Below are 14,193 nucleotides of genomic sequence, written 5' to 3'. Positions count from 1 at the left end.
ATTGACGTTTTTAATAATTATACCCAGTATGTTATATTCTAAAAACAATCTACTCCTCTTTTCGGTGTTCTTCCAAGTCTTTTTCTAAATCCAATTTTCGGAATGTAGGCGAAGAAATTCCTGTAATCAAAACCGTCAAAAGTGTCATGCTTCCGCCAAAAACGACTGCGGTTACGGTTCCCATTAACTTAGCAGTCAATCCACTTTCAAAAGCCCCTAATTCGTTAGACGAACCCACAAAAATAGAGTTGACAGCCGCTACTCGTCCGCGCATGTGATCAGGCGTTTTCAATTGTAAAATAGTTTGACGAATCACCACCGAAATACCATCTACAACACCGCTCATGAACAAAGCAAAAACTGATAACCAGAAAATAGTGGACAATCCAAAGACAATGATACAAAGGCCAAAAGCGAAAATAGCAACGAGCAATTTCATTCCCGCATTTTTATTTAAAGGCACATAAGCCGAAATAAACATCGTTAAGAATGCCCCAATAGCGGGTGCTGCTCGTAAAATTCCAAAACCTTCCGAACCTACTTTTAAAATATCTTGGGCAAAAATGGGTAGTAACGCTACGGCACCACCAAACAAGACCGCAATCATATCTAACGAAAGCGCACCTAAAATCGTTTTATTTTGGAATACAAATTTGACACCTTCTTTTAAACTTTGCATCACAGGTTCGCCAATTTTTGGATTTAAAATCGGTTTCGATTCAATTTTTGATAAGGCAATTAGCGCCAATACAGCAAAAACCACTACTGTACACATTGACCAATGCACACCAATCCACGTAATTGAGAATCCTGCAATGGCAGGCCCTAAAACGGAAGCAATTTGCCATACCGAACTGCTCCAAGTTGCCGCATTGGAATAGGCTTTTTTAGGAACAATTTGCGACATTAACGAGAAAACAGTTGGTCCTAAAAAGGAGCGAACTAATCCTCCCAAAAAGACCAAAAAATAAATACTATATAAAACTACATGAGTAGACCAACCGCTTGTGATCACTGGCCAAGTCAATAAAAATAACCCAATACTTATTACCGAAAATCCCAAAATACATTTAAGCAGCATTCCTTTTTTCTCGTTTTGATCCACAATATGTCCTGCGAATAGCGCCATCGATACTGCAGGAATAATTTCCATTAGCCCAATGATTCCTAATGACAAAGCACTTTTGGTCAAACTATAGACCTGCCATTCAATCACAATAAATTGCATCGACCAGGCAAACACCATGGCAAATCGCAATAGTAAAAACACATTGAATTCTCGGTAACGTAAGGCTTCGTAAGGGTCGTTTTTTGGTTTCATTATTGGATATCTTTTAGTCGGAGTTGTAGGCTTAATTGCCCATTCCATTCATTTTCATCGATGCAATACGCCATTTGAAACGAGTTTCTATTGGCGACCAAATCCTTTTTATGGGCTAGGTTAAAACCAATGGCAGCAAAGCCTTCCGAATTATTTTGTTTTACAAAAAGGCGAATGTGTTCTTCATTGGCCCCCATGAATTTTGGATACCCCGTGTCGATAACATTTTGAGTTACAAAAACGGGCGTCATATTTTGTGGGCCAAAAGGTTCAAATTGCTTTAAAATCCGAACGAGTTTTGGAGTAATTTCTGAAAAATCAATTTCGGCATCTACTTCAATTTCGGGAGTGCGTAATTCAGGATTAATGGTTTCTTGCACCACTTTTTCAAAGGCATTTTTGAAAGCTTCGTAATTCTCGGCTTTCAAAGTCATTCCTGCGGCGTATTTATGTCCGCCAAATTGCTCTAAATGTTCAGAACAAGCTTCTAGCGCATTGTACACATCAAATCCTCTTACAGAACGTGCTGAAGCTGCATAGTTGTCGCCACTTTGGGTAAAAACCAAAGTAGGTCGGTAATGGGTTTCAATTAATCTAGAAGCAACAATTCCGATGACACCTTTGTGCCAATTCTCTTGAAAAACTACCGTCGTAAAACGTTCTTGTTCTTGATTTTCTTCGATTTGTTGTAGCGCTTCTTTGGTGATTAATTGGTCCAATCCTTTGCGTTCCGAATTGTAGTCTTCAATTTCTTTGGCAAATTGTTGGGCTTGAGCCAAATTAAATTCAGTTAATAGTTCTACTGCATGATTGCCGTGTTTGATGCGTCCCGCTGCATTGATTCGGGGCGCAATGACAAAAACGACATCCGTTATCGTGAGTGTTTGTTTCTTAATTTGTTGAATCAGCGCTTGGATTCCAGGTCGTGGTGCTTGATTAATCACTTGCAATCCAAAATGTGCTAACACTCTGTTTTCACCAGTTATGGGAACAATATCGGCTGCAATGGCTGTGGCGACTAAATCCAAATACGGAATTAAATCGTCTATAGTTTGATTGCGATTTTGGCTCAACGCCTGAATCAATTTGAAACCCACTCCGCAACCGCATAATTCGTCGTAAGGATAGGTGCAATCGTCTCTTTTTGGGTCGAGAACAGCGATAGCCTCAGGTAATGAATCTCCCGGTCTGTGGTGATCACAAATGATAAAATCGATATTTTTTTCTTTGGCGTAGGCCACATGTTCAATCGATTTGATGCCGCAGTCCAAAGCAATAATCAACGAAAAACCATTGTCTTCGGCAAAGTCGATGCCTTGAAACGAAATTCCGTAACCCTCGGCATAGCGGTCTGGAATATAAGTCGCAATGTTGGGATAAACACTTTTTAAATAGGAAGAAACCAAAGATACTGCTGTGGTTCCGTCCACGTCATAATCGCCAAAAACCAAAATATTTTCTTGGTTGGCAATGGCTTGTTCGATTCGGTTCACTGCCACTTCCATATCTTTCATCAAGAAAGGGTCGTGCAAATGATCTAGCGAAGGGCGAAAAAAATCTTTGGCTTGGTCAAAAGTGGTAATGCCGCGCTGAATTAATAAAGTCGCAATTAAAGAATCTACATTCAGCTCTTGAGCGAGTTGTTGTATTTGTTCTTTTTGGGGTTTTGGTTTGATGGTCCAACGCATAGTGATTTGGGATTTTGGGGTTTATTTCAATGCTAATGCTTCGCCTTCAAATTGAATTCCGTCCCAACCCGATTGCATAAAATTGCGAATGTTTTGGTGGTTGGTCCCTTGAGGGTCGCCAAGTACTTCTTCAAAATAATACCCGCCAAAGCAGGCTAAAGTTTCCGCTTGCGTCAATTGCTCGATTTTGGCGAACGCAAATAATTTGCAAGAACCTGAATTTTCTCCCGCTCCATTGTGTTGGTTTCCATTCTGAAAAGCAGTAGGTGTAAATTCGTAATTGCTTTCAATCGTTGCTATCGTTTCCGCAAAAGTAATGGCTTCAGGTGTTTGTTTTAGTTTTTCTAAAAAGGCGTTTATAGTCATGTTTTATTCTTCTTCTGAAAATTTATTTTTCTTTGCTTCTTTTACTACTGTTTTTCCTCCCACAATCACCACGATTTCGCCTCTTGGAGCTGTTTTTTCGAAATGAGTCAATACTTCTCTAACTGTACCTCTGACATTTTCTTCGTGGAGTTTGGATAATTCTCTTGAAACCGAAACGGGGCGGTCTTCGCCAAAATAAGTGCAAAATTCAGCCAACGTTTTTACTAATTTGTGTGGCGAAACATACAAAATCATCGTTCGGGTTTCTTCGGCCAAAGCCAAATAACGAGTTTGTCTTCCTTTTTTGTCAGGCAAAAAACCTTCAAAAATGAATTTGTCGTTAGGTAAACCACTATTCACTAACGCAGGTACAAAAGCCGTGGCGCCAGGCAAACATTCTACTTCCACACCGTTTTCAATACAGGCGCGTGTCAATAAAAAGCCAGGATCTGAAATAGCAGGCGTTCCTGCATCCGAAATCAAGGCGATGTTTTCTCCCGCTTGTAATCTCGCAATGACATTCTCCACCGTTTTGTGTTCATTGTGCATGTGGTGGCTGTGCATGTGAGTACTAATCTCAAAATGTTTCAATAATTTGCCACTCGTACGGGTGTCTTCGGCAAGAATTAAATCGACTTCTTTCAGAATGCGAATGGCACGAAAAGTCATGTCTTCGAGGTTGCCAATAGGCGTTGGAACGATGTATAATTTTGACATTCGGCGCTAAAAATTCAATTAATAAACGGAATTACAAGAATTTTTTCTCGATAATCTCCATAAAACGTTCTTCGTATTCTTCTTTTCCTTCCCAGTTATTGTAGTCTGGTTTTACCATATCTCTAATGAAATCGCGGGTTTCATAAAAGGTGTCAAAAGTGATTAATTGGTTCAACACGCGATTGTAATCTTCGGGGTCGTTCCCGAAAAGATGTTTAGTAAACGCGATACGATCATTCAAATCGATGCTGATTCCTTTGGCTAATTTTTCGTTTAGTGTGACTGATTTTGGCTCTTCTACTTCCCCAGGGAGTTCGATTTCGTCAAGTGTTATGGAAGGTGTTTCCATAACTTCTTCTGGTTCTTCATCAATTGGAGTTTCAAAAGCGTTACTTTCTACTTTTACAAAAAGGTCTTCGCTAAAATCACCCCCAATTAATTCTTCGAAAGAAATTTGAACGGCTTCTTGTTTTGGGGTTTCTTCGATAAGTTCTTCCTCTTCCTCTTTTTCTAATTCAAAAGCAGGGATGAAAGGCGCTTCGATTTCTTCCTCTTCATCCTCGTCTTCATCTATGGTTTCCAACTCTTCGCTTTCTTCAAAAATGGGCTCCTCCATTTCGGTGATTTCCTCTTGTTCTTCTTCCTCCAAAATCAATTCAGGAGTTTCTTCTATTGCAGGAATAGTAATTTCTTCTATGCTGATAGCAACAGGAGTTTCGTTTTCGATAGCCTCAAAAGCGGCCTCTATTTTTTGTTCTATTGCTGCTTGCCCAATGGTAGGTTTGCTGTCGCCAAAGTGCTCGTCAACAAAACGCAACAACGCTAGTTTTTCATATAATTTTTGCGTTTCCAGATACAATTGATTGATATCAGACTTGTTTTTTAATTGTAAAATTCGGTGTGCAATGCTGATTAAATCGGCTTCCAATCTTTTTTTCATCTCGTAAAAATTATACTGTGTAGGTTGTTTGGTTTGAGTACTATTTTTTGTTTTTATTTCGGTAAACTAGGGGCGGTGCTTTAGAATTTTTTTTTACATTTGGAAACACGTAAAAGTATAAAATTTTACATTCAATTTATACCCTTACAAAGGAAAAAAACGATTCATTTTTTAAGTTATAAAAACACACCATGTTTCTCGAAAATACAGTAAATCATAAAGAACAATTTGGTTGGATTGAAGTCATCTGTGGCTCTATGTTTTCGGGTAAAACAGAGGAATTGATTCGCCGATTAAAACGCGCTCAGTTTGCCAAACAGAAAGTGGAAATCTTCAAACCTGCTGTAGATACTCGTTATCATGATGAAATGGTAGTGTCACACGATTCGAACGAAATTCGTTCGACACCCGTTCCAGCTGCTGCTAATATTGCGATTTTGGCACAAGGTTGTGATGTGGTAGGGATTGATGAGGCTCAGTTTTTTGATGATGAGATTGTACGGGTTTGCAATGATTTGGCTAATCGAGGTATTCGTGTGATTGTAGCAGGATTGGACATGGATTTTAAAGGAAATCCGTTTGGGCCTATGCCTGCTTTAATGGCTACTGCCGAGTATGTAACTAAAGTACATGCGGTATGTACCCGTACCGGAAATTTAGCCAATTACAGCTTTAGAAAAACCGATAATGATAAATTAGTGATGTTGGGAGAAACCGAAGAATATGAGCCTTTAAGTAGAGCGGCTTATTTTCATGCGATGAAAAAAAATGAAGAACAATAAATATTCTTCGTTCTGATATAAAAAAGGGAAAACAATTTGTTTTCCCTTTTTTTGTTTAAAAATTGTACTTGATGACAGGAGCGATGCCGATGTTTTGAATCCCATCATTAAAAGGTGTCCAATAAATTTTAGAATGAATACCTATTTCAAAGTTTAACTTTTGGATTAAGTAGTATTCTGCCCCAAAGGTAATTCCAGGTTCAGAAAGGAGTTTGTGATTATCAGAGGAATGACCCGTTTTTTCTTGACTGTATACATCCATAAGACCGATTCCTCCTATGACAAAAAGTTTTTTAGCGTTGAGTAGGTCTTTTTTGTAATACAATTCGAAAAAAGTACTTTTTTTCTCTAGAATATATTCAACTACAGAAGGATAGATTTCTCCCGCTATAGTTGTACTATTTTTTTTGTTTTTTGCCATTGCAACCCCAAATCCAATACTTTCTGATGGAGATATTTTGTATTCAAGTTCAAGATTTCCAACGGTTCCAATTGTATTAGCCTTACAATCTGTACAAACTCCTATTAAATCGGATTGCAAAGCAATGTTCAGTCCATAATTGTATTTTAAACTAAACTTTGAATTTTGAGAATATATGGATATTGATAAAAAGCTAAAAGTTATAATTAGTATTCGTTTCATAGTTTAGTCAATTTTAGTTAAATGTACTTTGAAATAATATTGAAACATTCCAGCGGATCGGATTGAATATGGCAGGTTAACACTTTCATCAGTTTGTACTTTATTTCCAAAAAAGTCTCCAAATAGATGGGATAGAACATCTTTTCTGCTTAACTCGGAGTGAAATCGAATTTTCGAATTTTTCTTACTATTCATTTTCCATTCCAGATTGAATTTAGGGTCGTATGTTATGGTATTGGTGGTCTTGTCATAACCAATTGCTACAGTTGCAGATAATTTTGAATCTTCGTCATTGTAAGCATTTCTTTTGTGATTCATGAATACAATTTGTTGAGATGCTTCATGAACATCCCAATCTCCATCAAATGTTGCATTTAAATCTGTCCATATATTATTTCTTGCATTGTGTTTGCTGATTTCAAAATAAGAAATTACGTCGTGTGAATTAGCTAAAAATCCTGAATTTGGATCTGAATTTGTTGCAATGTCTCCAGAACCACGAACAATACTAATCAGATTAGAAGTAAACATATTTCCGAGATGCCCATTCATTCTGATTTTTGGAATTGTTACCAATAACACATCTTTTTCCGATATTTTTGTGTGGTCAACGTTTTGAGTAAGCCAAAACTGGCTTCCTGGGGTTATATATGGATCCGTACTCGTAATAGATGTTGTCACATTAGGCATAGGGGCTACATAAACTCTGTCTTCTAAAACATAATCTGGAATACTTCTAACAAAGAGTGTATTATTTTGATATGCATAATCATCATTTATTACTACTTGTTTTCCAGACACTATTTCTCCGTTATCATTGAATTCGAATTTATTACCAAAATTCCAATCATCTCTTACTTCGGGGTCATAAGTGACAGATATTTCTTTATTAGAATCCATGTCAAAATCCTCAAGATAAGGCACAACAATTTCTAAATTTTCTTTTGCTAGGATGTTTAATAAAGAAGAAACACCTTTGCTAGTAATCGATTTTTTTTCTTTTAGATTATTAATTGCAGGAGTGTTTTTCTTTTCTGTGTTGAGTATATTGTTGAATCTTTCCTTAAAATATGAAGTAGGCATAGACTTATTTTGATATTTTGAAGTTATCATTCTTTTTTCATGAATTGATAAATTCTCATTTGAATTTAGAAGTGCTGCTAAAGATATCGAGTTACGATTATCAGTAATATTTGATGTTATTTCTAGAAATTCTTTTCTAGCATTCTTGTCAAGTATTGTTTTTCCAATCAAAATAGAAATTTCATTTTTGATACTGTCTTTAGGTGCTAAATTTGTAGCATTCTCCATTGGTTCTAAATTTTCAATGGAAGTACATGAAAATAAAAAAGAACATAAGAATATTGATATGAATATTTGTTTCATTTTTGTTAAATCTCTCTTTTGCTTAACAAGCCATTTGGGGCGAAGATTTTAGAGTTTGGGTTAGTTTACTCCGACCTTTTCAGTTTAATTTTTTTGCATACAAAAAGCCTTATTCATTATTTTATGTGTAAACTAATATGAATAATAAACTGAAATTTTTTTTTGATTTTTTGCTAAGAGTAGCGATTAGAATTTATAGATATATTCTAATTGACGGATTTTAAACTATGGATTTTTCATGGATAGTTGGGGGTAGATTTAGGATTGATAATTAGCTTAAAATTATTTAAGCTTTCATTTGTTCCTTACAAACATAAAGATTTTATTTGTAATAAAAAAATTATATCTTTTTCCTCATTCTCGCCACTGGAATATCCAATTGCTCTCGGTATTTTGCAATCGTTCTTCTAGCAATTGGATAGCCTTTTTCTTTTAGAATTTCCGCTAATTGATCGTCTGGAAGGGGTTTGTGTTTGTCTTCCTCCTCAATGACATTTTGTAAAATCTTTTTGATTTCTAGGGTCGAAACATCTTCGCCTTGGTCATTTTTCATCGCTTCAGAGAAAAACTCTTTGATCAATTTGGTTCCATAAGGCGTTTCCACATATTTACTATTGGCTACACGGGAAATAGTCGAAATATCCAAACCTACTAAATCGGCGATGTCTTTTAAAATCATCGGTTTTAATTTGGTTTCGTCTCCGTCTAAAAAGAATTCTTCTTGGTAATGCATAATCGCATTCATGGTCACAAAAAGTGTTTCTTGGCGTTGGCGAATCGCATCGATGAACCATTTAGCCGAATCCAATTTTTGTTTGATGAACTGAACTGCTTCTTTTTGTTGATTCGATTTGTCTTTCGAGACTTTGTATGTTTGCAACATTTCTTGGTAATCTCTAGAAACATGTAGGGAAGGGGCATTTCGACCGTTCAAACTCAATTCTAATTTGCCTTCTACAATTCGAATAGCAAAATCAGGCACAATGTTCTCGGTTACTTTAGTGTTTCCTGTGAAAGAACCTCCTGGTTTTGGATTCAGTTTTTCAATTTCGTGAATCGCTTTTTTCAGTTGGTCGTTAGAAACATTATATTTCTGTAAGAGCTTGTCGTAATGTTTTTTGGTAAACGCATCAAACTGATTTTCGATAATATCAGTAGCCAATTCGATGTATTCCGTAGGTGTTTTGTGTTTGAGTTGCAACAACAAACATTCTTGTAAATCGCGCGCGCCCACACCAGACGGCTCTAATTCGTGAATCACGTGCAAGAGGCGTTCTACGGTTTTTTCATCGGTGTAAACGGCTTGTGTAAAGGCCAAATCATCCACAATATCCGAAATGCTTCTTCGAATGTAACCCATGTCGTCAATACTTCCCACTAAGAATTCCGCGATTTCTCGGTCGGCTTCTGTGAGGATAAACGTATTGAGTTGGTTAATTAAATCTTGGTGAAAACTAATCGGTGCCGCAAAAGGCGCATCATGGTCCTCATCGTCATCGCTATAATTATTGGTCTGTGTTTTGTAATCGGGAGTTTCGTCGTTGCTTAGATAATCGTCTATGTTGATTTCTTCGGCATCGATGCGTTCTGATTCGGCATCATCATAATCGTCATAGTCTTCCGTTTCAAACTCGTCTTTTACATATTCCTCTTCTTCTTTTCCTGCTTCGAGCGCTGGGTTTTCGTTCATTTCTTCCAATAAACGTTGCTCAAATGCTTGCGTAGGCAACTGAATTAACTTCATCAACTGAATTTGTTGAGGAGATAATTTTTGGGATAATTTGAGATTTAGGAATTGCTTTAGCATATTTTTTTGCCACAAAGGCACTAAGAATCTAAGGTTTATTTTTTGTTACTATTAATGAATCGCCTGATGCCATTTTTGATTAAAGGCACAGTAAAATTAATTAAAAAGCCAAGTTTTTTATTGGTAATTTTCAATTGACTAATAATTTGTGCTTCCCAAACCGCATTGACTAATTCAACTGCTTTGACTTCAATAATGATTTCATCTTCGACTATAATATCTAATCTTAGGCCTTCTTTAAAAGTCATGCCGTCTTACACTATTGGTATTTCAACTTGCCTTTTAACGTTGTACCCACATTTTTCTAATTCATGTACCAAACAGATTTCATATACCTTTTCAAGTAATCCAGGTCCAAGTTCTTTATGTACTTTATAAGCGCAATGAACAATGTTCTTTGCAATTTGTTCTATTCTTTCTTCCATTTGCTTGGGGGCTTAGCGACTTTGTGGCAAGAAATTTAGAATTCTGCATTCATTGGTGTTCTTGGGAAAGGAATTACGTCACGAATGTTAGTCATACCGGTTACGAATAACACCAAACGCTCAAATCCAAGTCCGAAACCAGAGTGTACTGCAGAACCGAATCGACGGGTGTCTAAATACCACCATAATTCTTCTTCGTCAATACCCAATGCTTTCATTTTTTCGACCAAAACATCGTAACGTTCTTCACGTTGCGAACCCCCTACGATTTCTCCAATACCTGGGAAAAGAATGTCCATCGCACGAACCGTTTTTCCATCTTCGTTCAAACGCATGTAAAACGCTTTAATATTCGCTGGATAATCAAATAAAATTACCGGACATTTAAAGTGTTTTTCAACCAAATAACGCTCGTGTTCTGATTGTAAATCGGCACCCCATTCGTCAATGATATAACTGAATTTTTTCTTTTTATTGGGAGTAGATTCTCTTAAAATTTCGATGGCTTCGGTATAAGAAACGCGTTTGAAATTGTTTTCCAACACAAAGTTTAATTTGTCTAACAAAGCCATTTCGCTACGTTCAGCCTGTGGTTTTTGTTTTTCTTCGTCTAACAAACGACTTTCCAAGAATTTCAAATCATCTGGACATTTGTCCATCGTGTATTTGATTACATACTGAATAAAATCTTCGGCCAAGTCCATATTGTCATCTAAATCATTGAACGCTACTTCAGGTTCAATCATCCAGAATTCAGCCAAGTGGCGAGACGTATTCGAATTTTCAGCTCTAAAAGTAGGCCCGAAAGTATAAATTTGGCCCAAAGCCATCGCAAAGGTTTCGCCTTCTAATTGCCCAGAAACGGTAAGGTTCGTTTCTTTTCCAAAAAAGTCTTTTTTGTAATCAACTTTTCCTTCTTCGTTTCTTGGCGTGTTGTCAAAAGGCAAGGCGGTTACTTTAAACATTTCGCCTGCACCTTCTGCATCTGAACCAGTAATGATTGGCGTATTTACATACACAAATCCTTTTTCTTGAAAATAGGTGTGAACCGCATGTGCTAATACCGAACGCACACGCATAATGGCTCCAAAGGCATTGGTTCTTACTCTTAAATGCGCATTTTCACGCAAGAATTCCAACGAGTGTTTTTTGGGTTGCATCGGAAATTTCTCTGCATCCGAGTCTCCTAAAATTTCCAATTTTGAAACTTGAATTTCGTATTTCTGTCCAGCTCCTTTGCTCTCTACTAAACTTCCTGTAACCGAAACTGAAGCTCCTGTTGTAATTCTTTTTAAGGTTTCTTCAGGCGTGTTTTCAAAATCCACCACACACTGAATATTGTTGATAGTCGAACCATCGTTCAACGCAATAAATTGATTGTTTCTAAAAGTTCTTACCCATCCTTTTGCATTTACTTCTTGAAGTGTCGTTGTACTGTTTAGTAAGTCTTTAACTTTTGTATGTTTCATTTTTATGGTATTGATATTAAAAATCAGCTTTATAAGCTGCAAATATAATTGTTTTTGTTTTTTTATAGAAGCTATTTCCCGCTATCCGCTATATCTTTTTTTAGGCTTCCAGCCTTTTAAAGGCTGGAAGCCTAAAAAAAGGATGCTGCTTCTATCGGGGCTAGCGTTCCTGCTTTTCGAGATTGTCTATTTCTTCGTCAGAATGTTCAATAATATCGATCTTAGGTTCTATGAATTCCTGTTCGTTAGCCAATGTCTTGTTCAACGTCAATACCAATGCCGGCAACAACATTAAATTGGACAACATTCCGAATAGTAAAGTCAAAGAGATAAGTCCACCTAACGCAATGGTGCCTCCAAAACTCGACAACATAAATACCGAAAATCCAAAAAACAACACAATCGAAGTATAGAACATACTCAGCCCAGATTCGTTAAATGTAGCATAGACCGACTTGCGAATTTTCCAATTGTTTTTCTTTAATTCCTCGCGGTATTGAGCCAGAAATCGCAGCGTGTCGTCAACCGAAAGTCCAAACGCAATTCCGAAAACCAAAATGGTAGAAGGTTTCAACGGAATATCCAAAAAGCCCATAATTCCAGCAGTTAACAACAAAGGCAATAAATTTGGAATGATAGAAACCAAGACCATTTTGAACGAGCGGAACATAAATGCCACCAAAAGCGCCGTTAGGAAAAAGGCAAAAATCAAGGACGAAAGTAAATTGTCTAAAAGATAGCCAGTTCCTTTTTGGAACACCAAGGCTTTTCCAGTGATTGTCACATGATAGCGATCGGGCGGAAAAAGTTTGTCGGCTTCTTTTCTTATTTCGGCTTCAATTTCAGGAATTTTACCCCCGTTTTCATCACGCATAAAAGTGGTAATACGAGCATATTGTCCAGTAGAATCCACATAACTTTTCATCAGATTGTCTTTGTTGTTTTTAGTCGCATTTTTGGCATACGATAAAATAAACGCTTGCTCTTGCGAAGTAGGTAATTCGTAGTATTCGGGATTGCCGTTATAATAGGCTTGTTTAGAATATTTAACTAAATTGACGATGGACATCGTTTTAGACAATTCCGGAATTTCCTCAATGGTTTGTTCCAATTCTTCCATTCGCTTGAGCGTGGATAATTTCATTACCCCTTTTTTGCGTTTGGTATCAATCATAATTTCCAAAGGCATTACTCCGTCAAATTCTTTTTCAAAAAAGACAATATCTTCAAAGAATGGTTCTTTTTTAGGCATATCTTCAATCAAACTGCCCGAAATACGCATTTGGAACACCCCGATAATTCCAAAAATGAGCAACACAATTGCCACTACATAAATCGAAAAGCGATTGTATTTTACATTGCGTAATATCCAGTCCATAAAGTTTTTTACAGAACCACGATCTAAATGTTTGATGTGTCGGTCTATTGGAGCGGGAATATAGCTGTGAAAAATAGGGATAACAATAATACACAAAAAGAATAGCCCAATAATATTAATAGAAGTAACTACTCCAAATTCCAATAAGAGCTGGTTGTTAGACGCAACAAAAGTCGCAAAACCAATGGCGGTAGTTACATTAGTCATTAAGGTAGCCATTCCGATTTTAGTGGTAACACGTTGTAATGCCTTGGCTTTATTGCCGTGTACTTTGTATTCTTGGTGGTATTTATTAGTTAAGAAAATACAATTCGGAATTCCGATGACAATGATTAACGAAGGTACTAATGCGGTCAACACTGTGATTTCATAATTGAAAAGACCTAAGAATCCAAAGGACCACATTACCCCAATAATTACAATAATAATCGAAATTAAAGTGGCTCTAAAACTTCTAAAAAAGAAAAAGAAAAGTAATGAAGTAACTAATAATGAGGCGCCTATGAATAGCCCAATTTCTTTCACAATAGTCGCGGCATTTAAGGTTCTAATATAGGGCATACCTGAAACACGCAAATCAATATGGGTTTCTTTTTCAAATGCCTCAACGGCAGGAACCAAACGTTCAAGCACAAAGTCTTTTCGTGCTGGCGTATTCACGATTTTTTTATCCAAATAAATAGCGGAACGAATACTACCTGATTTTTTATTAAAAAGAAGTCCTTCGTAAAAAGGCAAATCGGTAAAAAGTTTTTTCTTTATTTGAGTGAGATAAGCTTTGTTTACTGTTTTTTTGGAATCAACAAAAGGAACTAATTCAAATTTTTCTAAAGAATCATTACGTTGTAGTTGTTGTAAATCGTTAATTGAAATGGCTAAATCGACCGCCTGGTCTTTTTTAAGTTGGTTCATTAAACGGGTCCAAGAGGCAAACGCTTTGGGTGTAAAAATCGCATCGTCTTTAATTCCAATGATGATGAGGTTTCCTTCTTCGCCAAACTTATTTAGGAACGCATTGTATTCAATATTGACCACATTATCATCGGGTAACATATTGGCTTCAGTGTGGGTGAAATGAATATTTTTCCACTGTGTAGCTAACAATCCTGTTATAACTATCACGACTGATAGCATTAAAATCCTATTTCTAAGTACAATTCGGGCAAACAACTCCCAAAAACCTAAACTAAACCACTTGATCATTAATTTGTTTTTTAATCGATGCAAAGGTAGACAAAGTGGGTCGATTTTCTTTGTTTTGATTGGAGTGA

11 protein-coding genes and 1 pseudogene are annotated in these 14,193 nt (G+C 36.7%); 1 reads left to right on the top strand and 11 read right to left on the bottom strand.

What is annotated here, in order from left to right; all coding sequences use genetic code 11:
• Nucleotides 1–49: 49 nt before the first annotated feature.
• Genes Q0L65_RS07165 through Q0L65_RS07145 form a run of 5 tightly spaced genes read right to left on the bottom strand, consistent with a single transcriptional unit; the run spans nucleotide 50 to nucleotide 5,032 of the window.
• Complete coding sequence (locus tag Q0L65_RS07165; RefSeq protein WP_296684837.1) at nucleotides 50–1,321, bottom strand: MFS transporter; 1,272 nt, start codon at nucleotides 1,319–1,321, stop codon at nucleotides 50–52.
• A complete protein-coding gene (gene recJ / locus Q0L65_RS07160) occupies nucleotides 1,321–3,009 on the bottom strand; it encodes a single-stranded-DNA-specific exonuclease RecJ (protein ID WP_296684835.1) in 1,689 nt (562 codons plus the stop codon). Before recJ ends, Q0L65_RS07165 begins: the two co-directional genes overlap by 1 nt.
• 21 nt (nucleotides 3,010–3,030) lie before the next feature.
• The gene (locus Q0L65_RS07155) at nucleotides 3,031–3,375 is read right to left on the bottom strand and encodes a HopJ type III effector protein (RefSeq protein ID WP_296684833.1); all 345 of its coding nucleotides are present in this window, start codon (nucleotides 3,373–3,375) and stop codon (nucleotides 3,031–3,033) included.
• Between the two features lie 3 nt (nucleotides 3,376–3,378).
• On the bottom strand, nucleotides 3,379–4,092 hold the full coding sequence (gene rsmI / locus Q0L65_RS07150) for a 16S rRNA (cytidine(1402)-2'-O)-methyltransferase (protein WP_296684832.1): 714 nt from the start codon (nucleotides 4,090–4,092) through the stop codon (nucleotides 3,379–3,381).
• A gap of 31 nt (nucleotides 4,093–4,123) precedes the next feature.
• Nucleotides 4,124–5,032, bottom strand: a complete 909-nt coding sequence (locus tag Q0L65_RS07145; protein ID WP_296684830.1) for a hypothetical protein — start codon at nucleotides 5,030–5,032, stop codon at nucleotides 4,124–4,126.
• 191 nt (nucleotides 5,033–5,223) lie between these two features.
• Here Q0L65_RS07145 and Q0L65_RS07140 point away from each other — a divergent pair, with 191 nt between their 5' ends.
• A complete protein-coding gene (locus tag Q0L65_RS07140) occupies nucleotides 5,224–5,814 on the top strand; it encodes a thymidine kinase (protein ID WP_296684829.1) in 591 nt (196 codons plus the stop codon).
• A gap of 55 nt (nucleotides 5,815–5,869) precedes the next feature.
• On the opposite strand, the gene Q0L65_RS07135 is transcribed toward Q0L65_RS07140, so the two are convergent.
• The 6 genes and pseudogenes from Q0L65_RS07135 to Q0L65_RS07110 form a co-directional block, all read right to left on the bottom strand.
• Entirely contained in the window at nucleotides 5,870–6,457 is a 588-nt protein-coding gene (locus Q0L65_RS07135; RefSeq protein WP_296684827.1) for a hypothetical protein, read from the bottom strand.
• A 3-nt stretch (nucleotides 6,458–6,460) separates the two neighbouring features.
• The gene (locus Q0L65_RS07130; RefSeq protein ID WP_296684825.1) at nucleotides 6,461–7,843 is read right to left on the bottom strand and encodes a hypothetical protein; all 1,383 of its coding nucleotides are present in this window, start codon (nucleotides 7,841–7,843) and stop codon (nucleotides 6,461–6,463) included.
• A 340-nt stretch (nucleotides 7,844–8,183) separates the two neighbouring features.
• Nucleotides 8,184–9,650: an RNA polymerase factor sigma-54 gene (rpoN, locus tag Q0L65_RS07125; RefSeq protein WP_296684824.1), complete on the bottom strand. Its 1,467-nt coding sequence runs from the start codon at nucleotides 9,648–9,650 to the stop codon at nucleotides 8,184–8,186.
• Between the two features lie 35 nt (nucleotides 9,651–9,685).
• Nucleotides 9,686–10,075, bottom strand: a pseudogene (locus tag Q0L65_RS07120) (GxxExxY protein).
• A gap of 35 nt (nucleotides 10,076–10,110) precedes the next feature.
• Nucleotides 10,111–11,544, bottom strand: coding sequence for an asparagine--tRNA ligase (asnS, locus tag Q0L65_RS07115; RefSeq protein WP_296684822.1), 1,434 nt, complete (start codon nucleotides 11,542–11,544; stop codon nucleotides 10,111–10,113).
• A gap of 160 nt (nucleotides 11,545–11,704) precedes the next feature.
• A complete protein-coding gene (locus Q0L65_RS07110) occupies nucleotides 11,705–14,125 on the bottom strand; it encodes an MMPL family transporter (protein WP_296684821.1) in 2,421 nt (806 codons plus the stop codon).
• Between the last annotated feature and the right edge of the window lie 68 nt (nucleotides 14,126–14,193).

The sequence above is a fragment of the Flavobacterium sp. genome, assembly GCF_024642105.1.
Taxonomy (GTDB): Bacteria; Bacteroidota; Bacteroidia; order Flavobacteriales; family Flavobacteriaceae; genus Flavobacterium.
The sequence above is the reverse complement of the archived record's forward strand: the minus strand, read 5'-3'. Positions and strand labels throughout refer to the sequence as shown.